The 26,549-nt window shown below is 54.0% G+C and carries 14 protein-coding genes; 11 read left to right on the top strand and 3 right to left on the bottom strand.

Annotation, left to right across the window (positions count from 1 at the left end; genetic code table 11):
- Positions 1-991: 991 nt before the first annotated feature.
- From AC3D25_RS11665 to AC3D25_RS11655, 3 genes are all read right to left on the bottom strand, one after another.
- Complete coding sequence (locus tag AC3D25_RS11665; RefSeq protein ID WP_488888545.1) at positions 992-6,544, bottom strand: sacsin N-terminal ATP-binding-like domain-containing protein; 5,553 nt, start codon at positions 6,542-6,544, stop codon at positions 992-994.
- Positions 6,545-6,685: 141 nt separating this feature from the next.
- Positions 6,686-10,444: an SIR2 family protein gene (locus AC3D25_RS11660; protein ID WP_488888544.1), complete on the bottom strand. Its 3,759-nt coding sequence runs from the start codon at positions 10,442-10,444 to the stop codon at positions 6,686-6,688.
- Between the two features lie 205 nt (positions 10,445-10,649).
- Complete coding sequence (locus AC3D25_RS11655; protein WP_488888543.1) at positions 10,650-10,991, bottom strand: hypothetical protein; 342 nt, start codon at positions 10,989-10,991, stop codon at positions 10,650-10,652.
- Positions 10,992-11,726: 735 nt separating this feature from the next.
- Between AC3D25_RS11655 and AC3D25_RS11650 the strand changes: the two genes are divergently transcribed.
- The 11 genes from AC3D25_RS11650 to tnpB all read left to right on the top strand — a co-directional run bounded on the left by AC3D25_RS11650 (position 11,727) and on the right by tnpB (position 26,534).
- Complete coding sequence (locus AC3D25_RS11650) at positions 11,727-12,962, top strand: methyltransferase (RefSeq protein ID WP_488888542.1); 1,236 nt, start codon at positions 11,727-11,729, stop codon at positions 12,960-12,962.
- Between the two features lie 34 nt (positions 12,963-12,996).
- The gene (locus AC3D25_RS11645; RefSeq protein ID WP_488888541.1) at positions 12,997-13,779 is read left to right on the top strand and encodes a hypothetical protein; all 783 of its coding nucleotides are present in this window, start codon (positions 12,997-12,999) and stop codon (positions 13,777-13,779) included.
- Positions 13,763-14,617 (top strand): hypothetical protein, encoded by an 855-nt coding sequence (locus AC3D25_RS11640; protein WP_488888540.1) that lies wholly within the window; start codon positions 13,763-13,765, stop codon positions 14,615-14,617. Before AC3D25_RS11645 ends, AC3D25_RS11640 begins: the two co-directional genes overlap by 17 nt.
- Complete coding sequence (locus AC3D25_RS11635; protein ID WP_488888539.1) at positions 14,614-17,460, top strand: tyrosine-protein kinase family protein; 2,847 nt, start codon at positions 14,614-14,616, stop codon at positions 17,458-17,460. Before AC3D25_RS11640 ends, AC3D25_RS11635 begins: the two co-directional genes overlap by 4 nt.
- Positions 17,461-17,473: 13 nt before the next feature.
- A complete protein-coding gene (locus AC3D25_RS11630; protein WP_488888538.1) occupies positions 17,474-18,355 on the top strand; it encodes a hypothetical protein in 882 nt (293 codons plus the stop codon).
- A gap of 493 nt (positions 18,356-18,848) precedes the next feature.
- Complete coding sequence (locus tag AC3D25_RS11625) at positions 18,849-19,685, top strand: thymidylate synthase (RefSeq protein WP_488888537.1); 837 nt, start codon at positions 18,849-18,851, stop codon at positions 19,683-19,685.
- 52 nt (positions 19,686-19,737) lie between these two features.
- Positions 19,738-22,275 (top strand): hypothetical protein, encoded by a 2,538-nt coding sequence (locus AC3D25_RS11620; protein WP_488888536.1) that lies wholly within the window; start codon positions 19,738-19,740, stop codon positions 22,273-22,275.
- Position 22,276: 1 nt separating this feature from the next.
- Positions 22,277-24,469, top strand: coding sequence for a site-specific integrase (locus tag AC3D25_RS11615; RefSeq protein ID WP_488888535.1), 2,193 nt, complete (start codon positions 22,277-22,279; stop codon positions 24,467-24,469).
- Between the two features lie 505 nt (positions 24,470-24,974).
- The gene (locus AC3D25_RS11610; RefSeq protein ID WP_488888534.1) at positions 24,975-25,670 is read left to right on the top strand and encodes a hypothetical protein; all 696 of its coding nucleotides are present in this window, start codon (positions 24,975-24,977) and stop codon (positions 25,668-25,670) included.
- A gap of 46 nt (positions 25,671-25,716) precedes the next feature.
- Entirely contained in the window at positions 25,717-26,181 is a 465-nt protein-coding gene (tnpA, locus tag AC3D25_RS11605) for an IS66-like element accessory protein TnpA (protein WP_309787805.1), read from the top strand.
- On the top strand, positions 26,181-26,534 hold the full coding sequence (gene tnpB / locus AC3D25_RS11600; protein ID WP_309787806.1) for an IS66 family insertion sequence element accessory protein TnpB: 354 nt from the start codon (positions 26,181-26,183) through the stop codon (positions 26,532-26,534). The genes tnpA and tnpB overlap by 1 nt, the downstream gene beginning before the upstream one ends.
- The last annotated feature ends 15 nt before the right edge of the window (positions 26,535-26,549 follow it).

The following is a 26,549-nucleotide window of genomic DNA, read 5'->3' as shown; positions in this document are numbered from 1 at the left end:
CCCACGGAACCTCCGGCATCGTGTCCGCTCCGAGGTGAAGCGAATCCCTTAGCTCCAGCGTTCAGGACGTCGCGCCCCACGGCAGGAGGAAATCGGATGAAAGTCCGCAAACTGAAGCGCGCGCGAGGCCGAGTCACGCTCAGCCACGCATGCTTACCTAGCGACGAAGCGGCGCGCGTATTACATGTGTCCTCGGCTTATTTCGATGGTTTGGCGAGGGCGGGCGAGTTGGTAGCAATCCGGCGCACGCGAGACGGCCGCGCGTGGTTTCGAATGGCGCACTTGCTAGCATTCAAAGAGCGGACCAAAGCCGAGCAACAGGCCGGAATAGACAGGATGATAGAAGCTAGTCGGCGGATGGGTCTTTACGATGCTGAGCTCGATAAATTGCCGCTACGCTGAAATGAGTTTTGAGCCGTTCTGCAGTGGTCGATGATTGAGCGCGTCGTTTAACGTATCGAACTCTTCGTCGGGTGATGCCGTGCCGCGAGCCAAGGTCAGCATTCAAAATGCGGATTCACTTCGCGGGCCGTCCCCGACGACATCTAGCGCCCAGATGTAAGCGCTAACTTTTGACCTATCTGATGACATCATGATAAACGTTCATGGCATGCTGTCCGTTAGCATCTCAAAATTCAAGCAGAGCCCAAAGAAGGTGGTTAAAGAGGCTCGCACAGTACGATGAGCACTCAAGCCCTTGGCTCTGAACGAGTGCGCGAAGGGCTCAAGGATATCTTGTTGGGACCAGCGCAACTTTATGAAGCGTTGCGTGCCAAGTCCACCAGTGCAGACGGAACGACTACGTCACGCTAAATGGAGTCTGTCGCACAGGTTTTTCCCCCGAATATCTTAAGTTTCGATAAAGGTGCCGTCGCAAAGATAGCAGTAAGGCCGGTCGCGAATCCCGAGGTCTGCCAGCCAACTGTTGTCATTGTGGAAACTAACGGTCCCCAACCAAGAGAACCCAATCTCCGTTTTGCGGGCAACGCGTTTACATAGCCTTTTGATATCGGACCCGCGCGTCGGCCTCAAGAATTCGAAATACGTCCGAATACTTGGCGTCGTATGGATTGGGAAGTACGATTGCAACTGGGGACCGGTCGAGCGCTTTCATTACATGCACAAGTACGAATTGTTCCCGGCTACGCCTGCCTCTCGCGCCAAGCTCCATTGCCAAGCGGATTTCCGACGAACCCAGTTTGAACGTCTCTTCAGTGCCAGTCGATGATTTCACCTCGACGCGAAACAGCCTTCCATTTGCTGAAAAGGAAAAGTCGCATCCGCGTGTATCATCGGCGACGTTTAGCGGAAACACATACTTGCTGTTCTCGGATATCCACGAAGACGCCGAGACAACGTCAGCGCCATACTGTCTTTGTAGCATCCTGAATGCAAAAATTTCACCGGCCAGACCGACAAGTTCGTCGACCGCTTTGGGGCGCCGAGGCGGCAGCGAGAAAGCATTGCTCGACATGTTCTGACGGCGACTGCCCTTTGCAACATCAAACCTTTTGAGCGGCGCGGTCGCAGTTAGACTTAATGGGGTGCTATTCGCGATAGTTGCGTCGGGAATCTTTGTATGCAGGAGTGCCCAAAGTTCCTGCCGATTGTCCTCGGAACTGTCGAACTTCTCGCCGCAGACCTCGACGGTGTTCTTGGAACGTATGAATTCGAGTTGCAGATTCTTGAGTCGTTCTCGGGCACCATCCAGCTCATCATCGGTTATGGCGAGACTGGCCTGTAACGAACGGACGCCGTCTGCCAATTCCATTGCAGTGCGGAACGCTGTCAGTTCGCTGTGCAGGCTAGACTCGCAAATAATCCGAAAAACCTGCGATTCTGTCCAGAAAAGAGCGCTACCGTCACTGGATAGTCGACCCGCCACCGCAGTTTCATAGGCGTCGGTATGACCACGCCATTCAGGCAGGTCAATTGACGTAGACATCTTAAGCCACCAAGCTAGGCGTATCCTTTCGATGCCTTTCACAACTGATTCGACAAGTTGATTGTTTTTCCGAACGCACTCGTCAGGGTCGATGTCGAGCGAAATCCCGAGCGCTTCGATTCTCTCAATAAGATTCGGTACCGAAAGCGATTGGCTTACTGCCGCGTGGAGGTCCGCATCATGTGACCATTTCGACAGAAGGTCTGCAACTGGACTCATGGCAGCAGCAAAGTCCACCTCCCAGAAAGTTTGTGAAAGGTCAATAGTTCGTCTTAGGTTCGAGTAGTCGAAAAGGAAATCTGCCATCGACATGTCGCTGCCGTTTCGGATAAGTGCAGCAACGAGTCGCTTCACAGTGCTCGCGGCAATCTCGACGCATGCATCGAACTGCGAAGTCCAATCGCGATTGCCTATGGGGGAGGCATCCATCTCCTTGAGCACCTCATTCCAGCGCGGCAACGCAAGACGTTCGGGTGAAGCCATCGACACTGATTTTCCGAACGAGAACATGCCCTGACTTTCCCGTGCGATGTTCAACACCGTGTCCAAATCCATTGCAGCGAGTTGCGTCGTCGCCAAAATCGCCTTCAGTTCCTCCTCGTTCGGTGCGGAAAGTATGTCGTCCGTCTCTGGTTCAGAGCCGAATACATTGACAAGGACGTGAAGCAGACGAGCCATATGTCCGACATCGCCGCGAAGATGCTCTCTAACCAGAAGCAGGTTTTCTTCCGAGATGTGCAATGGCGCGAGAAGTGACGCCACGTCGTCTGGCTCGTATTCAATCGTTGTTAGCTTCCCGAATATCAGTCTCAAGGGTAATTCAAGGTCCTCTCGGTCTATCGCTTGAGATAAAGCGGAACTCAACTCGGCTGGTTGGCTCCTGCAATTTTCGGACGCGAGGATGGTTTTCGAATCTGCATCCCATGCGCAGGGCACGTCTGCGTTCACTAGAGGTGTAGTGTCGTCTCGAAAAATCGCGATTTTTAACGATGACACCCACTCGATGCGCAGCGCCCTCAACTTTTCTGCACGCTGCTGAAAGGCTGGCGAGTGAACGCCACGTAGCTGACCGTAAAAAGCCACTAGCGCGAGCATCGGCGATACTAACCACGAAAGCTCGCTTTCTATCAGGAGCGTGCCACCACCGCTTTCCCACGTGACATTCTCGACCAACGGAACTCGCCTTAGCTGGGAGGTCAATTGAATTGCGCCGCCATACGCCTTGCGAAACCAGGGGGCCAACAGGCGTGCGTCTGCGAAATGGATGGTCACTACTGGAATTCCAAACCTTTCGAGGTCGGCTACAAATTGACCTCGGTCAGGAAGATAGGCCGGTGAGTCGGTTGACGCAGCCACCGCCTCGAGCCGTGTGTCTGCTCCTCTTACCGGAAGCCGCGACAACGCCGCGCCGTCCGTAGGGGGGCGGAAGCGATTCCACGCATCTCGAATCTGTCCAAGCAGTATGTTGTCATCAGGGGCGTCATCGCTCCCAATCGAATCCGTAAGTGCCTTGATGAGACTTGGGTCGGTCGTCTCATCATGCAGGTTCAAGAATGGCAAGCCGAGCGTGTGTAGGGATGCAGCGAGTGCCGGAAATGTATCAAGCCGCTTCGATAGAACAAGTGGTAGTGGTTTCAAGTGAGCGTAGTGCTTAACTCGTCCCGCCATCGCATTGGCGGGAACGTGCCATCTGTCAGGCAGTCGTGCCCACTCTGTCGTGCTGCCTTTCGTAATCGGAAGCCAATGCGCATTGCGCAGGAAGTGCGTAAGAGGACCGGTTACATGCATGCGGTGCGAATGCCCCCCCTGTTTTGTCAGGCTCAACGGTGTAAGACCAGACTTCCAACTTGAGAGACTGTGGAAGATTAACTCGGCAAGCACTAGTTTCGTAGCACTACTCATGTGACCAAAATCGCGAAATCCCGGGAAGACGAAAAAATCGTCTACTGCGTACGGTTGAGCATTCGCATAGGGGATATGCATTTCCCGCGCGACACAAGCGCAGTATTCGCGCCACTCGTCGGAATGGAAGCTTTGTGGCGGGGTGGGCGGAAGGGAAACGTGCGAAGAAGAAGCGTAGAAGCCGCTCGGCCAGTCCCGTGAAGAAGTCGGCTGAAGTCTTAGTCCGTCGTAGACCCCTCCCTCGACAAGGGCCTGCTTTCTACGGTCTAGGGTGCCGATTGAATCCCAAACGTCATGTTCGGGATTAAGTAACAGGCGACTCCTGGCGTGGGTGGCGGATTCCAGTTCCGATGCGGCGAGATATTCATAGACAAGAGGGCCCGACGTGCCCATCCATCCGTCTCCGAAAGTGGTCTCAGACATCGGATACCAGCCTCCGAGGCACGGAACAGGTATATCGCGGAGGAGCTTAGAAGTGGTGGCCGCACTCCGCCCGCTTGAAAGAAGTTGTCCCATCAGACGAAGCGCCCAACGCATGATGTCCCGACACAACTCGGAGTGGGGACCTTCGAGCGAGAGCGGCAGCTTCGGGGTCAACTTAAGTAGAACGTCGGAAAGAATCGTGTCGACGCGGAACTGCGATACGAGTCCATTTCCAAGATAAGTCCGAACTGAGGTTTGCAGAGTAGGCCGGTTCGTTTCATACGTCTGAATTTTGTCGCTCAAAAACGCAACCTGCCGCTGCAACGACACTGGGATGTCCGATACGCCACCTTCATCAGCAATATCACCGTCGTCCTGCGTGCCCTGGCGCCGAAGGAAGAAGACGGCACTTTCCGAGTCGACCTTGTGCAGCTTGTCATCCGTGCCAAGGAGAATGTCCAAAGACTGCAATTCTTTTTGGCCTTTTGGCAATAGAGCGGAAACGTCCCGCCAAAATGCATTCCAGTCACAATCGGTCGAGACCAAGGTGGCGGCGACATTCGCGACGGTGCCGGCAATTTGATTGGGAAGCGGGTCAGCTCCGACTGACGGATATCGAATCGACGCCAGTGTCCTGATTTGATGTGTTCTCGAGCGTAGACAAGAATGGAAGATGGAAAAGGTCGCACAGCTACGCAGTACGGCGTCGGTGAGCAATTGGGCTTCAACCCGTGCAGGAACGAGTGAGGTCTCGTTCAGCGGCGTCCATCCGGATTCGCTCAATATTATCGGGTCTTTGTCTAGCGATACACCGGCTTCAGACGCTGCCGTGTCGAGCAGGTCTTGCCATCGCTTCACTGCTTCGGGGTCGTTGCCAACTGGCGACAGGATGTCGATGATGGCCCTTGCCTCACTCTCCCCCTTGCCGGCCAACTGCTGTTTCAACGTGTTGACGCACAGCTCGCCGGCGGTTGTCAAAAGTTGCTCATTGTACGGGTCTTCAAATGGGATAGACGTTCGACTCATGTCGCCGAAGAACGGCGCATTGACGTGGACGGCGCTGCCTGTCTTTACACGCGTTGGAAGATATATGCTGAATCGACCTTCGTCAGGGTCGTCGCCCAAGCGAACGGCAATCGAAACTGGGATGTCCGTAATCTCCGGCCACCTACCCGGCAGTGCAGAAATGGCTGAACGGAACGTTTCCGGTGCGTCGCTCACGTGCAGTAGCGTGCTCCATACGGCGTACTCGAAACCTGAACCGTCAGCATCGGATATCGATACCCGGGTGCCGTCAGACTCACCGTCAAATGGCGTCGAAGTGCGCATGTAACAATGGGTCTTAGTACCCCAGACTTGAAAATTAAGACTCCCCAGTTTTTCAAGAAAAATGACCGTTTGTGGGGACAATTCTTCGAGCTGGCTCAGGACCTTAGCTTGCAACGAGCGGGCCTTAAGCGGCAGTCTGACAACCGTTGAGAAACCCCGCTCTTCCAATCGATGGATAGCTTCGCTATCGGTCACGATAATTGGCTCGGGCAAGAGGTAGGGCGATAGATACTTGGTCTCTGATACAAGCCAGTCGGCTCCTTTCTTTGACGTCCGACGTCGGTATTTTTCTACGGTGTCTGAGGACCATTCAACCAGAGGTCCGCCCCCGACTGGTGACATTGGAATCGTGCCCTGTTCTGCAAGCTCAAGCATCGGACCGACGATGGCCTGTATAACTTCAGGGCGAAAGCCGAAGCAATAGCCGTCAAACACCTCACTTGCTCGGTGAGCCCGTGAGTAGATTTCTGGGCGCTCTGATATCTCGAGAACGCTCCGGAAGCCGATGCCCTTGTTCCCTATGCTCTTTTGCGGGTCCTTGTCACTTTGACCGAGCTGGGAGAGACGCTCGAAGTTCGACGCTGAAAAGGGGATGCCGTCGTTGGCCACGAAGAGCGTTCCATGCTCCGAATCCGAGGGGTCGAAGATTATCTCGATGCGGTTAGGTTCCATCTGCGACGGGCCATTGTCGAACGCGTCGTGGGCATTTTGGATGAGCTCGATAAGAAAGCGGCCGTGATACTGATGCTCGACCTGTTGGGTCAAACTGTGCAGGCTGCGATAATTGGACACGCCTTCCGCGATTTCTGTCATGAACACGCGAATTTTTGCGCCAGTGAGCTCGGAGACGTGCTGCAGGCTCGGTGGTATTAGGGCTTGGGTGTCGGCAACTGTGGCCAATTGATTTCCCTCTTGCTGGTCGTTTTTTGAGCGGTGAGTCTGCATTCTGGCCCGGCTGTTTAACGGCTCCGTCGATGTTGGTGAGTTCGACTCAAAGCGAAGACAGTGACCATTTGGTCTACCGCTTTTTTGAGGGCGGCTGCTATCGACAGCAACACGGCCCGAACCATCAAGATGTGCGCGTCCCTAATGGAACCCTCCGTTGTGCGTGATGTAGACGTCGCGAAGTAATCCGGGCACTTTTCGTTCATAGACTTCGCAAATCGAGTCGGCGCTTTCCCGCTCGTTCGCCAGATAGAGTTGCTCAACACATTCTGTTATTTCGGCAGGGTCGTAAGTTGGTACGAACGACTGAAGTGTAGCGTTGAAAATCTGCCCGATTTCTTCAGGGTGAGCCTTTACTAGTCGGGCTAGGTTTGACACCAGCACAGAGCCGTTGTGCGCAACATCTGCGTATGGCGCGCACTGCATCCACAGAGTCAGTGTCGATGGAGTCAACTCATCGATAAATGCGGAAAGAAAATTTAGCTTGGACAGCAGCTCCGTGCACTGCTCCTCACAGCCGGTAATCCTCGTGGAAAGATATGTCCAAAACGCAATAATCCGTGGAACCTGCTCACGGGGGATGCTTCCGCGCAAGGTCCAAAGGAACCACACGATTTGACCCAAGTTGTTTGTGGATATATCGGCGAGTACTTGACTAATCGAGCTGGTCGCATCGTCAAGTTCCTCGAGTCCGGAAAGATAGGCGAAGGTAATGTATTGACTCGCTCTTTCCCGTGTTTGCCGATATGACATGCTTTCTGCCGCCAATTGTGCAAGCACGCCGGAAGAACGAAGTGCTAAAAACAGAGGCTGAGAATAGTATGGGATACCACTGAACCCATGGGCCGCACTTTTCCACAGTTCTTCATCTTCTAGGGGAAAGATGTTTGCTATGTTGTGAAGAGTCCACTCTTCGCTTAGGTACAAGAGCTGTAATAGATGCCTCGCCGCCAAGGCATGGAACTCATGGTCGCGCCTCTCTCTCGATTTCTGGAGCAGCTCGTTCCATGGAGCGTGTATCCGTTGCCACGCATGCTTACGGTCGCCCCCGATTCGGTCCTCGCTGCGGCCGACGTGCAGCGCGTAATCGACCAACGTCCAGATGGCACGTCCGTGGACCGTGTTGAGAGCCGTGTCCATCGGAGCATCGAGCGAAAACTTCCTTGAGGGAAGAGTACGCGTCGACAATGTCGAGACGACCAATCCGATTTTCTCCAAGACGTCGTTAGGGAATTGAAGGTCTGGCCGTTCGAGAGCCACTCTTAATAGGTCAACCATCGCGTTGAGCGCGCGTTGAACTTCATACCCACCATCAGTTGTGGCTTCGTTAGTGTAGGAGGTCCAGGTGTGCGCCGACGCACAAATCTTGGCGCAGAACTGGACCACTTGCTGCCATGGAATTTCGAGCCCTTCATTGAATCGTGCAAACAAGCCAGCGAACAGGGCCTCCTGATAGGTCCAGCGAAGGTTACCGAACCGGTCCATGTCGCTTACGAATTTTTCGGGAGCCCGTTTGACTACCTCTCTTACAACCTGCGCGAGCCCCGTGATGCTATCTTCATTCCTGCGGCCTGAGGGGACGAAGTCCGTCAGGTATTGGTATATTCCCGCCGTCTCCATTGCGACCATCTGTTCGAAGGATATCGGGCTGGCTTCAGAGAAAACGGTGACCTGAGGGGATGCGTAAGGGAGCTCTGGACGCCCTTCGACAGGTCCGTACTGTTGCACAAGCGCGTCGAATGCTTTGTCTATATTGTCGAAGCCTTGATTCGCGAGCGAAGACAACCAGTCGCGCCGGAGGTTTCCGTTGTAGTAGTCAGCTTTGCTCTGGTCGCTCCACTCACCGGACAAATTCATGATGAGATGGAAAATTCTTGTCTGCTCCGCCATCGAGAACTGAAGAAAGTTGTTCTTTAGAAGAAGGTAGAGTTCATGTTGGTGTTCAATGACAAACCAGGAAGAGTCGAGCGCTTCCCAGAACGCTTCCCTTACCGCCTGATAGTGCGCTGAAGTTGCATGAAGTGCTACACGCTTCAAAGTGGCAAATTCTGACGTTAGCAGCGAGCGGATATAGAGGATGGCTTCGCCGGGAGCGTCTGAGCAGCAGACGTCAAGCACATCGCGTAATCCATTTATCAACGAATCCCTGGCGTTCGCAAGTTCGTATTGCGTTGCTCCAGTTTCTATCGTTTGTCGCCAGATATACCCATACCTGTCGTCCTCTGGGTTTTTAAGGGCTTCAGTCAAGCGCTGGACCAAGTTTGGGATGCAAGCCGCGCCGCATTTTTTTGCAACGTCTCTGGCGCGTGCGGCCATCATCTCGGACAACCAGTGGTCAGTTATAACCGACGTTGCCTCGCCAAATTTATTACCGTCGGAATCTGCTTCGATACCTCTTACCCGGCACAGGACATTGAATAACGCTTTGACTTTGTCAGGCGCCTCAGCCGATTCGTCCTCTAGAAGCCGGGGAAGCAGATGGAAAGCCAGTTCGTAGCCGAAGAGGGATGTGTCGAATCGGCTTTCGAACCATCGACCTGTCAGTTCCAGTAGATGGGTAGGGACCAATGCCGGTGGCAGCGCAGTCAGGCATTTGGCGAAGAACCACCACGTCCGGTCATTGTCCGGACCGCCGAGCTCGGTGACCTGTTTGATGATGCTGGTTATTTCGGTCGCTATGCGGTCGTCAGTACCGACCGAGCACTCTCCTGATAACCGCTCAAGGTACGGAAGGCAGGACCAAAGCGGTATTAAAACAAGTTGCGCGTCTTGTTCGGACGGCTTTGGCGCAGGATTGCGGTTTGGGTCGAAAAAGCCTGCCGCAAGAAAGTCATCAAACCACTCCTTGCCTTTGACTCGAGCGAAAAAGTACGCAGCCAAGTCTTCGTCGTCTGCGATAAGCTCGAAGGCAGCCTTTCGCCATGGTTCTGACGCTGATTTCGCGATTGCCTGGTCTATCTGCTCCTGCTTCTGTACGAAGTGCGGAGGGCGGACATCAACCTGTCCTGACCAAGACTCGATGACGCTGACGAGCTCGCTGTGGCCGCTTTTGTCGATACAGAATGGAACGAGGTTTATCCCGCACTGGTTGCGGAAATAGCGTTGCAGATAAAAAACCTGGACTTTTTCAGAACTTAGGTACGGAAAAAGAAGATAGTGCCGTGCGTCACTAGGCGTCGGGTTGGCCCGAACAATGTAATCCAATACTTCCATGTCGGACATGCTGTAGCCGAGGAACAGCACTGTCTTGCGACTGAACAGTTCGCGCAGAAAGGCGTCAACATACCCATCGGCGTAATGCTGAATGTAGTCACTCAGCGAAATGACCATTCCGCGTGGGTCGGCGCAGCTGCCATGTAGATGCAATACGGTCCCTGGTTCGTCTAGCCGCGCGATATTTAGGTCGTTACGCTTATGAAATATCTTGCGTGCGCTTACTGCCGGGCCGCCAGTCGGCAGAGAGATATCAATGGGAGCCGCAGTGATTGGAGATGTGGGCGTCTCGTCGAGCCAACGGTCATAGTTAGTCGTGACAAAGACCGCACCGATGCTTGCCAGAAACTGATACAGACGTACTCCGTCGTCGCGTGGTGAACCCGCTGGATGAAGAATCCGGTCGAAGTCGATATCCGTTTCCGCACCAATCCATATCTCCTTGGCGACAGATGCCTTGCGTCGGGCGTCGGGTATGCTTTTCAATTGCTGCGAGGCGGAGTAGTCCAAACCGACCTGCCTGGCCAGTTGGTCAATCATTCCGTGGGCGAAGTCTTGCCACGACGGACTCCCGCACAACATCGATGCGCCGGCCCCGACAAATATCACCAACTCACCCCTTCGTGCCGCTTCCTTGATTAGCGTTGGCGCTTCATACGGGTCCGCAAAGGCTGTCAACCGGTCCATGCTCACAAAAATGCCCCGCAACGTGATGCGACGTAGCCGAATGGCCGTAGAAAAATCGTTCCTGCGATTTGCACGGCCAATTTTTTGAAACTAACATGTTACTGCGGTTGCATGAACAACTGGTCCTGCTTAATATTTGGTTCTCGCCCTTCCACAACCCATTGTCTATCGCCGGCGCTCCAGTCTGTGAAAGGCGGCATCGGACCTACAGAACGTCCTTGAAAACGATGGAGTACCTATCAGGATGTCGGACTGCGTGTTTGTATTCCGGCGTAAATCCTCGTTTTTTTAAATAATCCTTATGTTTTTCAATTTCATCTGGTGTCATTCTAAGTCCGAAAAACACCGTTCTTAGTGATTTTTTCGTAAACTCAAGCGTGCCCCATCCTTCCTTTTCTATGGTCTTGATGTTGTGCGCATGCTTTCGTTTCAGGTCTTTGCTGCCGCTTTTTATTTCGTCCCAGTACTTCTCAATATTCGATTTCGCGCGAAGATAAGATTCTTGAGTAGCTGGATAGCCTCCTTGTGCGCGAGCACGTTTTCTCAAGACTCGGAAATGGTAGTCAATGGCCTCCTCCTGAGACGCCGAAAAATCGAAATCAAGTATTCCGTCAAAGGGGTCGTTAAAGCTGGACGCCTTTGCGAAGAATAATTCTGATTTATCAAAATTTTCGAGGTAAAACAGTTTTCAAGCGCGTCGAAATTTATAGGTGGACGATATTTGTATAGAGTGGCCATTGTTTCTTTGATTTTGGCGATAGACTTGCGGGTTGGTCTTTGGTTTTGGCGGACTGCGGGTTAAGCCCTCGCAGTTTTTAATGCTCGCGATAAGCGGCGGCGATTGAGTGTCCAACTGAATACGCTATCGAAGCCCTTAGCATAGTTTAAGGCAAAGAAATGGACAACGCAGCCGATGCGCGCTACGGGCATGCCTCGCTGGCAAAAACCGCGAAGTTGGACGACGCGGCGGCCTCGCCGTCAGACACGCGTCGCGCTTGCCATCGACACAACCGACCTGGCTTGCTGTATTGAATTTGAAAGCTTGGTCTTCGAGCATTCGGTGACCAACATTTTTGGTCGTCGTAATCCTTTGGTGGCGAGTTGACAACGTTTACCTGACGTGAGCGAGCCCGGGTCGTGGGCGGTCAGGGGGTAAAGGGCAAGCCTAGCCAGAACGGGCTGGGTCGCGGACGCGTCTGCGACGATGACCTAGCTTTGGCTGTGTTGTATGCGGTGACTACAAGTTAGAATTGCGCGAAACCGGTTTTCCGAACGAAAATTCATGGCTGACAACAAAAAAGTGCATAACTCGAGCAGCCTCAGATTCAGGCGGGCCAGAAGCCGGGCCGAAAAGCTCGGACAGATTCCGACGCCAGCTGCGATTGCTCGTCTTCTGGCCTTGAGCATCCCTCTCTACTCACGCCGAGTGCTAGACCTAGGAGCTGGTAACGGCGCGCTCGCAACGAGTGTGCTAGATAGATGTAAAAGGAGCCGGGCTCTTCTGGTCGACATTGATGCGCACGCTCTGCGAAATTTAGCCGGTATTCCGTCCGCACGGGGGACGACCGAAACCCTCGATGTTCTGCGGTCCCCCCTTGTCTCGCAGCTGCGTGTGGATGGCGAGCGTCCCGACGTCGTTGTCTCGAACCCGCCTTATGCCATGGCACGCTTGGGCCAAGCTTCAATTGACCGCGTTCGACAAGTCTTTCCTGAGATTGTCGACCAAGGCGGCTGGTTGCGAAGTGACGTCGCCTTCGCGGCGCACGCTTGGTCCCTGATTTCTCCGCAAGGGACGATAGCCTTGATTGTGGCGTCACCTATTGTGACTCAGCCCGCGTTTGCGTCGGTTCGGCAGCAGTTCATCTCAGGCTTATCGAATTTGACTGTGACTCAACTGGCACCCAAGACGTTCGGTGGCGCGGAAGTGGACGCGTTCCTGATAACTGGACATAGGGGCCCCAGCCGCAAGCGAAGTGTCCAACTTCGAAAATGCTCAATCGATGGCTCGATTGTTGCCGAGCGGCGGGTGAGCTACGAGGAAGCACTGCGCAGGATGGACTTTGGGTATCACGACGCGATGGCCGTGATGAATGCCGGAGACCGGCATGTCGCAGGAACTTTGACCTCCCTCGGCGCAGCCGTCACGCGCGGCAGTCGCTCTCGTAAGGAATACGCGGGCCTTGGGTACGAGGCTTTTCACACGTCACACTTCTCGGCCGCAATCGACGATTTGCACCTCACGGGTGGGCGCGACGGATTCCACAACGCGCACGGCGGGGACATATTGCTGGCCCGAGTCGGTTCCCGCTGCTTGGTTCGTGAGGCGCGGGTTGCTGCGGGTTCAGGCTTGTTCACGGATTGCGTTTTCCGCGTGCGAGTCCCTGATGAGCATCAACAGCGGATTTGGAACTCACTGAGCAGCGATTTCGGTCGCGAGTGGCGTCAGACGCATGCTGTTGGAAACTGTGCGAAACACATCACGGTGACGACATTGTTGTCGATGCCGGTCCTCGTCTGAAGTAAGCAAACACTACATTCTTACGCTCGTGTAAATGACATACGCGGATTGCCAAGCGGCCTTTGACGCCGGAACATTTGAGCGGCCGGACGGCCTGGAGTCACTCAAGTTAGCGCTGGTGCACTGCAATTTTCTTGATGCGGAGCAAAAGCCGGCTTCCCCCTCGGAGGCCGAGATTGATGAGGCTATCCGCACCAACGAAAATTGGCCAAACTGGGCGCTGGGACTTCCAGACCGGTGTTACTGGCAGGGTGCCCGCGACACAACAACTCGCGAGGTGTGGTTCATTCGGAAAGCGCGGGACTTGTTTCACGATACGGAAATAGAAGAGCTTTTCCTCGAAGAAAAGATTGAGGAATTCCTTAGACGAGACGCATCGCGTACGGTCTGGGTTAGTGATGGTGTCGTGGAGGGCGGCGGCGAGGTCAATCCCCAAGCTTGTACAGCCGCTGAATTGTATTGTTCGCTAGGTCTGTACAATCGGCTGTTGAATGCGGGTGAGAAATTGGCGTTAGCGTACGTAACGAGTAGCGAAACCTTCAAGCCAACGGTCGCGGACGCTGGAGGCGCGTTTTTCTGGCGGGAAGGAAGCGCAGAAGCGACCCACGGGCTGACCGTACACCTAGGAACTGGGCAACAAGCTCTCCATGAATGGGTCGCGCATCCGGATGCGCTAAAAACTGTCGCCGGACGCAGCTTCGTCCGCGTGCTCGATGCAGACCTGGACACCACTGACGCGGGTATTTCCGATGCGTATTGGAGCGCAGGCCAACAACGCGTAGTTAGGTACAGGGAGGGCCATGACCATCAGAACTGACCATGACGTGCTGTCCGTACTTCGGGCGCTCCAGGGCGACGCGAGCGTTGGTAAGAGTTCGACGGTAGAAGACGCGCTACTCTCGTTGCTCCTGCGCGCGATTCCAGAGCCCGTTGACGCATGCGGGTTGGTCTTGCTCGCGGCGAAGCAAGCGTGGGATAGCGAAGACGGGGAGACGCTCAAGCGTCTGGCGAGGGTGGTGAACCGGCTCAGAGAGAAGGACACCTTAGCTGTCGACCTGGACTGCGATTGGGCGATAGAAGCGCTGAATCGGGACCCCAAAATCGTGTCGTCCGCTATCGAGCGTGCTCCGGAGGCCATTGCAGCTCTCACGGCGATTGTGGCGAATTCGGCGCGGGCCTCAAACGTCCAATGGCGAGAGATAGTCAATCAGGTTCGCACCATCGCGGCACGCGGTGCGGCTGAGCCGACGTTGGCGTCGTACGCGTTGAGAGACATTTGCTTTTATTCTGCGTTAGGCAGTCTTAAGGCGCATGACTTGTCTGTATATGTTGGTGCGGCAGAGGGAATGCTCGAAGCAGGAACCGATTTCGGCGCCGAATTATTCACTGTTGTTAGAGAGATACTGACGAGCACGGACGAGAAGGTCGCGATGACGGCGGTCGTCTCTTGCGGACAACTAATCGCAGCGAATATGGGACTGCGTAAACCGAACGAGTACGAACAAGTGCGCGAACGTGTCGAGCGGGTTGTCGCTCAGGCTCTGAGCAAGACTTACCCGAACTCCCAGAAGGACAAACTTATAAATTTCCACGCGAGGGTCGCTCTGGTCACCGACCGCACTTCGCCTCGTCACCTAATCAGAAGAGCAGCATGAGCGAGACAAGGTTCGTCGCGTTTTATTCGTTCAAAGGTGGCGTCGGCAGAAGCATGACGCTGGCGAATGTTGCATATCACCTCGCGAAGGAAGGCAAGCGAGTTCTGGTGGTGGACTTCGACCTTGAGGCTCCAGGCCAGTCGTTCAGCGACCTATTTCGCGGGATATCCGTGTCTAAGGGCGTCCTTGAGCTACTGACTGCATTTGTAGAGGCCGCGAACTCCGACGATGGCATCAACCGTTTCTTGGATACTTTTGACCTTTCGCACTGGACTGCAATCAGTCCTCTTTCCTCGGACAAGACATCACCGATTCAAGGGACCATCGCGCTGTTGCCTGCCGGTAACTTTGAGGACCCCTCGTACGAGAGGCGTCTGGCAGAGTTCAAATGGGATAGCTTCTATGAACAACGAGGCAGAGCGTTCATAGAAATATTGAAAGAGAGAATTCGGGCAGCCGGCTACGACTATGTCCTGTTAGACAGTCGGACTGGCCTTACAGACGTCTTCTACGTTACGACTTTGGACTTCGCAGACACCGTCGTAATGATGTCTGGGTTGAACCGCCAGAATGTCGCGGGGATACGCAAAGCATATGAATTGCTCCAGTCGCCCAAAGCGAGCGAACTGTATGGCCCTCGGCATATGCTGCTCGTCGCGTCACCCGTGCCCGACGTTCCGCTCGACGACAGGCGCCGCCGTCAGAACGACATTCTCAATGAGTGGCCAGATGCACCTCCATTCGATGTTTTCATTCCATACGTTGGGGAGTTGGCTCTCACCGAACGGCTGCTTTCGTACGAAGGCGACTACCTAAGGCAACCAACTTCCTATGGGCAACAATGCGCCGACCTCACCTCGCGCATTGTCAACAGGACTACAACGTCCGCACCTCAGTCGGATGTGAAGCCCAGTAACCCTTTCTCGATTGTTCGTCGCGACTATATCTCGGAAGATGACCTTGTTCGTTACTATGTGGACCCAGGCAATGTGACAGTTGACGCTCTCCAGGAGTTTCCGCCGGTCATCGTGACAGGGGCACGGGGCTCCGGGAAGACTACGTTAGCATCAATTTTTTCGCTTGAGGCTTGGTTGGCGCGGGCGCGAGCTGAGGGTGCTGTCGCCCATCAGCAGTTGCCGGCCCACATAGGCCTTTATTTCCGAATCGATGCGGACATCCTGCGAAGTTTCGCCCCTGCCGACGACGCAGTGAAACTGTACGAGCAGCTATTCAACCAATACCTCGACCTGACTATTGCGCAGAAGGCTATCCGCGTCTTGGACAAGCTTTCCCCGCTGGGGTCATGGCTGGCTGAAGAACGACTGTTCAGGCGCATGTATCAACAGTTCGGTTACTCAGCGCCCGAAAGCGAACTCAATAAGGGCTCATTCCTCGATTTCATTGAGGACCAGTTGACGCTTGTTACGCTCATCCTCAACAACCCTGACAAGAAGTTTCCCGAGCTTACGTTTGCGCAGCCGAATGCGCTCCTAAAGATACTAGCGGCCGAAGTAGGCCAGTCTGAGATTCTTCGTGACCATTACTTAGCCATCTCAATTGACGAGTTCGAAAACTTTCTACCTTTTCAGCAGCGAGTGGTCAACACGCGACTGAAACAAACCAAACGTGAGGACGGGGTCACTTGGAGGCTGTTTTCCAGGTCGGAAGTATTCCTAACCGCCGAGACTTTGACCAATGACCAGCGCATCGAGGAAACACACGATTTCAGGTCATATTCGCTCGATGAAGTGACGTTTGCCGAATTCGAGGTCCATGTGACGAGAGTTGCCAATAGGCACCTCGAGCTCAATCCATTTTTTAAGGGCTTGGGAGTTAACGACATTCAGCAACTGTTGGCCGCGCTTTCTGATGAGGAAGAAGCTTTGCTTCTCAAAAATTCGGGTAGGAAGCTCAGGCCCCTCATCGAGTGGGTGGAGAAGAGCTTTCCGGATGATGTAGACCTCATCACAGCTTTTATTGAGGCAGAGCCGAATTTTCTCAGGGCCGCGACGGCTATCGTCGTCATGAATCAAGGCAGTGGGTCGTCGGGTCCGAAGAGTCCAAGTGCCGTTATCAAAGCTTTCAGAAGAGACGACGCGGTTGCCAAAGATTGGTACGCGAACTACAAACGCGGAGCACTGTTCTGGTTATGTACGCTTTATCGGAAGAACAAGCTTTATGCCGGCCAAGCTGCGCTTCTCGGGCTATCTGGCAGGAACATGAGGTACTTTCTCGATTTTTGCAATCGCGTTGTCGCGCAATGGCTCAGCATGTACGACTCAGCTGACCGCTCCTCGCTTCTGCCAATCTCACCGTCGGTGCAAGACGAAGCAATCCGCAGCCAGGCAGTGGACTACCAACGCAACGTCCAACGCACCGATAAGAGTGCAAGACAACTGTATCAACTCATCGAGCGGCTAGGACGTGTTTTCGAAGCAGCCCACAAGAGTCCGCGACAGAGCGAACCGGAGATTAACCATTTTGCTATCAAGGAGACCGGCGCGCTTTCTGAGACTGACAGGAGCGCGCTGACGAAATATCTTCATGACGCGGTATTCGAAGATGTCCTAAAGCAGCTTCCCGGGACGAAGCAGAAAAATCTGCGCAGCGCGCGACTCGACGCTTGGCAACTCGCTCCACGGTTTGCCCCGCTGTTCGATTTGTCGACGCGAAAGAAGAAGAGCCTGGATTTGACCGAAGAGGACCTTTTTACATTTTTCTCCGGGACGGACGATGCGTGGGGCAAACTCTTCAACAAATTCAAGAACCGATTCAGCGCGAATGAACTAACCGAGTCATCCTCTGAAAGGCCGGATGAGGTGTCGCAGCCTCGACTGTTTTGACCGTGCCCTGCCGATGAAATATCTACTCACGAATGCTCCTGAAGCCTCTGAGCCGCGAAGTCTTTGCGTCGGAGCAGTGTTGAGCGAGCACACGCAGGTGCACGTTAGTCAGCAAGGTGTTGGCAGCGAACTGTCATTTCGCGTGTCTATAGGTGAAGTTGAAGCGATTGTTCCCTGGATGAAGTTCGGAACGCACATGACGCGTCTGCTTGACGGCGTTTCCGAACTGGACATAGACGTAACCACGTTCTGCTGTGAGACGATTTTTCATGTCGTCCGGTATGCCCTTAGTGTGGAAGTGTCCGTTACGTACCACTACGTCACGCCGATGTCTTACACATTTTCACGGGACCCGTTTCAGCTGCAAGAGCGAAGCGATATCTGCCAGCTTCCTGGATACGTCGCGCGAGTGGGTGATAAGGAGAATCAGCGCCTGCGGCATGTGCTCGCTCTGGGATTTGACGAGGGGCGCGCCCAGAAGTTTGTCGAGCGATATGCTTGGCATGCTGTGGACACGATAGCCTTGGTTGTTGACCCAGAATTTGTGGCTGACGGGCGGCTGCAGGCCCTCTCCGCAGCAAAGGCCTGGCTTGAGGAATTTGAGGAAGCAAATCCCCAAGTCCTTAGAACCGTCACAGTCGCTCCATCGGATATCGCCCGAATGCTTGCTGAAACGCTGAGGAGCTGCGACGCCATGGACATTGTTCTGCTTGGTCCCAAGACACTCACTCTTGGCGCGGCGCTTTTCTGTAATTTCTTGACGGACGCCGAGCGGCTGCGGGTGAGAGTACTTACAGATTTCGCCATTCCGGTAAGTTCGCGCTCTAACGGTGTGGGGACGCATTTAACCTATCGACAGCAGGACGTTTTGAGTGCTGTCGAAACGGTGACCTAACATTGCCTGCTGGGAAACCCGTGGTTTCGTTTGGCCAACCACCAGTCTTTTGCAATTCAAAGATTCCCGCGCGCGTCGTTCGCAGGGGCGCCAGGTCGTTCACCGTGTTTGCCCCTTCAACGCTGCGTCAAGCTAACGATTGCGCGTCGGGCGTAAAATTGCGTACCTCGCCAATCGTTTCGTCGCACTTCCTAAACTTTTATCCAGTTTTTGGGTAATTTAGACTCGAAAAGCGCGGAAATAGGGTCGATTACACTTGTTGCCGCGATTAGTATTTCCCTGTTGCGTTTCCATTGACAACGGATAGCTATCCTATAGGTGAATTTTCAAATATTTCGAAAAGGACAGAAATTTCGCTGTATGCACTTTTTGAGTGAAAAATACTGCACAAGTCCAGACATTGCGTAAAGAAGAACCGACTTATTTGCGTCTTAAGACTATACGGCCTTTTTTTGCAACTACACTGTCTCCATAGACCGACGACGACCACCTCATGGACAAACCTTATCTCGCGATACTTGCTCAGTTGTTCGAGCGAGGCACTTTGAAATCTGACCGAACGGGCACGGGTACTCGTTCCATCTTCGGTGTGTCTTACAGACACGACCTCGCTGATGGCTTTCCTCTGCTCACAACGAAGAAGCTTCACGTCCGTTCGATTCTGCACGAGCTCCTCTGGTTCCTACGTGGAGATACGAACACCTCCTACCTAGTCGAAAACGGAGTGACGATTTGGGATGAATGGGCTACTGAAGACGGCGACCTTGGGCCCGTCTATGGAGCTCAGTGGAGATTTTGGAAGAATCCGGACGGCTCCACAACTGACCAGGTCCAAGGTGTCATTGAATCACTGCGGAAGAAGCCTGATAGTCGCCGTCACATCATCAATGCTTGGAACGTCTCATATCTTCCCGATGAGTCAAAATCCCCGGTTGAGAACGCCCGTGCGGGCAAGATGGCGTTACCGCCGTGCCATGTCATGTACCAGTTCTACGTAGCCGACGGGCGACTGAGTTGCATGCTGACTCAAAGGTCGGGTGACTGGTTCCTTGGCGTCCCCTACAACGCAGCGTCCGTGTCGTTCCTCACGCACATGATTGCTCAGCAAGTTGGGCTTGAGCCCGGCGAGATTGTCCATTCAATCGGCGATGCTCATCTTTATCTAAACCACTTGGAACAGGCAAAGCTCCAGTTGTCTCGTGAACCTCGCCCGTTGCCGAAGCTGATTATCAAGCGCAAGCCTGACAACATTCTCGACTATCGCTTCGAAGATTTTGAGATTGTTGGGTATGACCCATTGCCTCACATTTCCGCACCGATTGCAGTGTGAGCCAGCGGTCGGTATGCCGGCACCGCGTCCTGACTTTCTGAGCGAGGCAGGTATGTCCGAACCAGTCTGTGAGAGCAAAGCGATGCCCGGCAGACGGACCAATTTTTCGCATTTTTACCGCATTTTGCCCCCGTGGTTCGTCAACCGCGCCGTAAACGCCATAAAGGCGATGAAGGGCGAAGTGGACGAAAAAACGTGGTTCGACAACTACGTTGCTCGGCTGTGGGACGTCCTTGAGATTCTTGCGGAGCACTCCGCATGTGGCGGCATCAAGTGGTTGCAAGAAGGGGAGATGGAATATGACGCTGCGGCACTGAGCGCCCTCTTCTATGAGAGGACAGAGAACCCACATCTCGCGGAAAAGACCAGGTCGAAGATTCGGAACTGCATCAACAAGGTCTCTAGGATTCTGGTCCGAGAGAACGTATTGTCCGAGGTACTCAACATCAGAGGCAGCCTTACTGCGAAGCAGGCGGAGTCCGGCAAATCGTTGTATACAGTTCCTGGAAGTCGTCGGGTCCATAAAGCGCCCCCGCCTCAAAGTGATTTTGTTATCTTTTCTGAGGAACATGGTCGGTGTTATGACTACCGGGACTTTGAGAGTTTAGGCGAGAAGTTCATGCGACGCCTCGTGCCGGGCCTGGAGGTAGTCTATAAAAACCTCGCTACAGCGGAAGCGAAAGACCAGCACGAAGTCATGCAAGATTTCCTCCGCTTCCTTGTCGAACGGAAGCGCACGTGTCCAGACGACGGCTTTTTCTCCGAACTTGACGGCGACGCATATCGGACTTTAACCGATACGGATTGGGAGGTCGAGATAGGGTTTTGGAGGGAAGTGCAGCGGACGTACACGTCGAGCGGCGTGAAGCACAACATTCAGACCGGCAGCGAGCGAGTGAAATTGCTGGGTCGGGTACTTTTGTCGCTCGCTCAGCAATCGATTCTTCCAGCCATCCAGGTCAAGGGGTTCAGTAAGGCAAAGGCACGGGCCACCGTGGTACGTCGGACGAGACCTGTATTGGCGCAGCTACCCGTGAAGCCAACGAGCCATGTCTCTGAGGATATACCCGACGCGTTGGCTGCGTCGCTATTGCGTTATTTCCCCGAGAAGTCGCTGTTCGATGAGGCGAAGGAATTTCTGGGAGCTTTATATGTTGAGATGGGGCCGCAAAAACTCGCCGGAGTGACTCCCGAGAGCGCAGCTAAGATGATGTTTGACTTGAACGCAGGGAGACTGAAGGCTCTGCGTGAATACTTCGAACAGGAATTTCTCGCCTGGTGGCGGCACTGGAAGTTTGGCCAAAAAGCGCTTCGGTCAGCGGAGAAAACCGGGCCTGAGATTATCGAACTCGTCGACTCGGACCGCTACACGGCAAGTGAGCGGAAAGCCAACTCTGCGAAACTTTTTGGCGAACTTGATGACCAAAAACAAATCGGCAATCTGCTGAGATATATCTTGTCGTGTCATGATGGACTTATAAGTGACATACATGGGCGCCTACATCATCTATCACTTAAATTGGGGGGTAAAGAAATCATAAAGGCTTACCTTCATCCACACCCAGAAGCAACGATTGCCCTCTGGGGGCTGGTGATGATTGATACCTTCGCCAACGCCGAGGTGGCCAGAGAAATGCCGTGGAAATGCATTCACAAGAGCGCGGCGACTGGGTATAAAAAGCTCAACCTTGGAATAAAGGCACGGGCGCTTGGCAAGAGGATTCTGGATGAATTGCCATCTAAAAGCGAAAGCCACGAACTGACTGTCCCGCAGGCCTTGATTGCATACAAGCGCATGGCTAAACGCATGCGTAAGCTGGCAGCCCAACACGATGAGGGCGACTTTCTGTTGCTATACGAGTATCGCCGGGAAGTTAAGGTACTTCCGGAGTGGACTGGACGTAATCGCATGAAGTTAATGCTGGAACATGATGCGAGATTCGCGAGTTGGGGGCTTACCCCCTCAATGATTCGACCATCAGCTTTAATGAATGCCGAACGTGCAGACGAAGTTCACCTGCCTAGGGCGCAGGTTTACGCTGACCACAGCAAACGCGACACTACTAAAAAGTCATACACCGGGCAGACGCCCTCGCGAATACTAGCGTATCAGGAGGTGCGAAAGTACCAAGAGATATATCAAGCAGTGACTATCCTGTGGGATAAGTCATCGGCAGATGCACTCGGACTTTCGCAGGAGCAAGTCAAACACCTTCGAAGCGAAGCCGCCAGGACAGGGATGGGCGTTGCTTGCCTCGATTCAAAAGCAGGTGTGCAGCCAGGAACAAAAAGGGGAGAGGACTGCGACCAGATGGGAAATTGTTGCGATTGCTCGCAGCGATACGTTGTGGCTACGGAAGACAACTTTGCAGACCTGGTGTTGCTAAACAACTATACGACCGAGAAGGTGCAGAAGTCTGACGCCATGGGAGCCGTCGCAGACGAGAAGGTCATCAGATGGAAATGCTTCACGGATGCCGTGATTGACAAGGCGTCGCAAAGTTCCGCCGCTGCGATTCTTCAGAGAGGCAGAGCGTTGGCTCAGTCTCGAAGAGCCGAATACTTCAAGGCAATTTTTTCGGAGAAGTAGGGTGACCTCAAAATCATACTATGCGTACGACCCAGCAACTTCGTACACCGAAATAAATCCGCATCAATTGCTGACGCATCAGCCAGACTGGTGCATCGGTCCGATTACCGGGCTGGTGTGGTACGTACGGAATCCCGGCAGTAAGAAGCCGTCCAAAATTAACTTTGACTATCCGTTGCCCAACGGAAAGCGCCTGCCTGACTATCCGAACCTTTTGGAAACCAGCCGGCGTCTCGTTCGCTTGATGCGCGACGGCCCTAATGCAACACTCCACACTCGTGACACGCTCGCCCAATTCGCAGGTGCACTGCGGTGTTTGGTTTGCAGTATGGTCCTGGAGGACAAATTCCAGTTTCGAGAGCTGACAGGCGAGGATGCTAAGGACTATGCCCTCAGGGCAAGGTTTGGCGTCCAGAGCGTCTTGGATATAGAAGACCGTTTGGATAAGGAGTGGAACAAGCTTACACAACGTGCCGGATTTGCGCCGACCGATTCTGCGGACGAACGCATCTCGAAGGCTCGAAAAGTCATTCCGCTAAAGAAAGGAAGCGGAGCAAACTCCAAGCTTGACGGATTCGAACTCCTGAGGCGACTGGGCTTTGAAACTGAGCAGATTAGCGGCCTCTTGAGCACGATGTTGCGAAGATTTGAACTGGAATGTCACTCGGCTGGTGGAGCTGAGATTTCAGTTGAGGACATCGAGGAGGAGCTAGTTACTGATGAGCAATTGCGGCGCTTGCTTATGCCGCTGGCCGAGCTCTACGCGCACCGGCGTTTCCTGAACGATGCATTAAAAATGCATCCGTTCAACGGTCAAAGTGCAGGCGTAGTCGCAAGGCAACTCGGTCGCGAGGTGGGCAGGACGAAGCTTCCGTCGATTGCGCAGGCGGTGACTTTTATCGACCGCTGCGCGCGATGGGTTCTGCACTATGCGCCTGCGCTGCTAGCGGAGGCCGGTATCAGATTTCAGGAAGACCAAGTCAAATCCGGAGGTAAGTACACCGTTGAGGTCCTCTTCAAGGGCGCGAAGACTTCCGGCCCGTCGTCTCCGTTTCCTCTTTCTACGGGCCGAGGCGCCAGACGGGGCGCGGCTACTCTTGGAGCAGGTGGGGAGGAAACGGCGAATTTGAGTCTGAAGCGGGCCCTTAGTTTCCTATCCGTCGCATGTGCCGTCCTAATCGCCGTCTTCAGTGCACGCCGGGCATCCGAGATTTGCGGGTTGAGAAGTGGTTGTATTAACTTCGACGCCGCCGGCGACCCATGGATGCGCGTCTTCATCCACAAAAACCTCCAACAGGAAGTCTCGGTGCCTGTGCCTAGGTCCGTTGTCGCTGCAATTTCAGTACTCGAAGCATTGAGTAAGGAAGCTCGCGAAACCTCAGGAACCGACTTCCTGTTTCAGCGCATGTGGAATGGCCAGGTGATTGGGTTATCGAAGGAGGACAAACTCCCGGTGTTTGGCTTTGGTGTCATTCTCGGGGAATTTAGTGTCTTGGTGGATACGCCTCGGGACGACGAAGGACGCAAGTGGATATTTAGGCCCCATCAGTTCCGAAAGTTATTTGCAGTGCTTTATGTTTGGGCCTACGGAGGGAGACTGTCCACCCTATCTTGGTTCCTAATGCATAACGACTTGGATATGACGTGGCGCTATGCGTCCGACGAAACGCTCGGCCAGTACATCGCGATGGCTGACAGACAGAAGACTGCAACCGTCCTGACACAGGCAGCTTTAGGGCAAGCGGAATTCAAGGGGCCCGCCGCTAGGGAGTTCAACGAACTCGCTGCAAGTCTGTACGACGAATACGCACAATCTACTCAGGTGATTTCTGAAGCACGCCTTCACGAAAGAATTATCCGCCACGTTGAGTCCGCTCAGTTAGTTATTACGGGATTCCCTTGGGGATACTGCGGTCGTTTGTGCCATAAAACCGAGGAGGCAGCATGCGGTGCTTCAGCCACTGCAACTCAAGCGGAACTATTGCAAAAGGGGAGTCTTGTAACATGCGGCGACTGCAGTCTGTCGTTCGACACTATCGAGTTTCATCCATTCGTTGCCGCAATGATGCGAAGACATTCAGAGGTTGTTGACGCTGGAATGGCTCCGGCAATCATACTCAATGCTAGCCGGTGCGTTGTTAGCGCTTGCACAAAGAGGCTCGAGACCTGGGAAACTAGGAGGGAATCGCAATGACCGTTGGGAACACACACATTTCGCAGGTGCGCCGCACGGAGTTGACCGAGCGCTTTCAGTGCAAGGTCGACGCATTGAGAGACATTGTTAAAACTAGAGAGTGGGCTGCAGGGCCTGCTGGTCCATCACTGACCAAGTTTTGCGAGTGGTCCTCGGATGAGTTCTTGGTCGAACCCATCTCTTATAGCGCAATACACAAGGACGTCGACGAATACAACCGCCTTCGAGGAGAAGCTGAGAAGTTGCTGAAGGCATTGAGAATAGGCCGGGCTGGAGGCACACCGTCTGGACGCAAGACTGTTACATCGCTGACTAATGAGCTAGCCGTGACGCAACAGTTGAGTCAGAATTTTCTGGACCAGTTGACCATGTTGCGGGTTCAACTCGAGACCGAGCGAGCCGAGGTGTTAAGGTTAAGAGGCGACCTGAACTCTAGTAGGGCCACTCGAGGAAAAGTCGTGCCCATCAAGAAAATGGGTAAATCCAATTCCAGACGGAGTCCAAAATGAAAACGTTGACCGACCCGGATGGATTTCATATTGCCATTACTAGCGAAAATTGCGTTATCGAGGGCGGCTCATGGGCGGGCATCCCTATCATGGTCGGCCCGAGCGGAGTGGTTGATGTCGATACTTCTGATTACTTTCGATATCAGGTGATTAATAACAATTGGAAGATAAATACTAGCCGAACCAACGCCGAAGCGATTCAGCATTGTATGAGCTACAGCCACTCTATCGGGTGCGAGTTTTCAATGGTGCGGGATACTGAGCTGCGAAAGTGGATAAACGCTCAACGTAAAGCAGGCGTTAAAAATAATGTCATTGTGCAAAGAGTAAACATAGTGTACGGGTACTTTCAATGGGCGGAGACAAACGGTCGCACATCAGGCGCCGTAAATGTTGACGGAAGGCCGCCATTGGTAGCTCCGCGCATATCGTCTAAAAGAGTGGTACAGAAGAATAAGCGGTCGGGCTACGAGAAGGTTAGCTATCAGGCAGAAGTGTGCCCAAAGCGAATACCTGATGAACTTCAGGATACTCCATCGCATGCTGATGTCGCCGCACTGCAGGTTGCGGCAACGACCTCTTTTAGCCAGGCGATAGGCGAAAGAAATAGCTTGATTATTCGGTGGGAAGCGCACGGAGGGATGCGTAGATTCGTAAGCGCGCGATTTCCCACACCTAGCTTGCGTTGTTGAGAAGGCTCACGATTGCGTCCGCAACCTCACTTTGCGGACGCAATCCATGACAGAAGATGACCTCAGCTTTTTGCCCCTACGCGTGACGCGTGTTGGTGTCGGCGGCAAGCGAAGCTTCGATCCGACGGACAAACGACGACTCGTCGAAGCCTGTCTGCGGCCAGGCGCTTCGCTATCGGGCCTCGCCCTGAAGGCAGGCGTTAATGCCAACCAGTTGCATAAATGGGTTCAGGCGAGTAATCGCGCCCGGCCCCCGATCGGGCACAACGAGCCGGTCGCACCGTCAGCGTTTGTTCCGGTCGTAGCGATCGACGAGCCGACAGCGGTCATGGCGTCCGCGCCCGCGTCGCACCACGCCACCAGAGCAGAATCATCCCGCGTTTCGCCACGCTCAACACGACTGGCACGGCTGTCTGCCCATCTGCCCAATGGCGTGAAGCTTGAGCTCGAATGTTCAGCAGAGGACGTGGCAATCGTTAATGCGATGGTCGTCGCATTGGGAGCGCGCTGATGTTTCGGTTCGAAGCCGACCTGGCGGTCTTCCTGCATCGCGAACCGATCGACTTCAGGGCCGGCATCAATAGCCTCGTGACGCTCGTCGAGCAGTCCATGCAGCTCGATCCGTTTGCACGCGCCGTGTTCGCCTTCCACAACCGCAAACGCGACCGGGTCAAACTGCTGTTCTACGATCGCAACGGTTTCTGGATGATGTTGAGGCGCCTCGAAGAAGACCACTTCGTCTGGCCAAGCCGGCAGCAAACCGTAGTCAAGCTGACGAGCGAGCAGTTGCACTGGCTCCTGGAGGGCATCGACATTGATGCTGTGCGCCGCCACCCGGTACGGTCGTATCATCACGCCAGTTGAGCATTGCGCGTCACC

Source organism: Caballeronia sp. SL1002, assembly GCF_057814995.1.
This window is presented reverse-complemented; position numbering and strand designations above follow the sequence as displayed.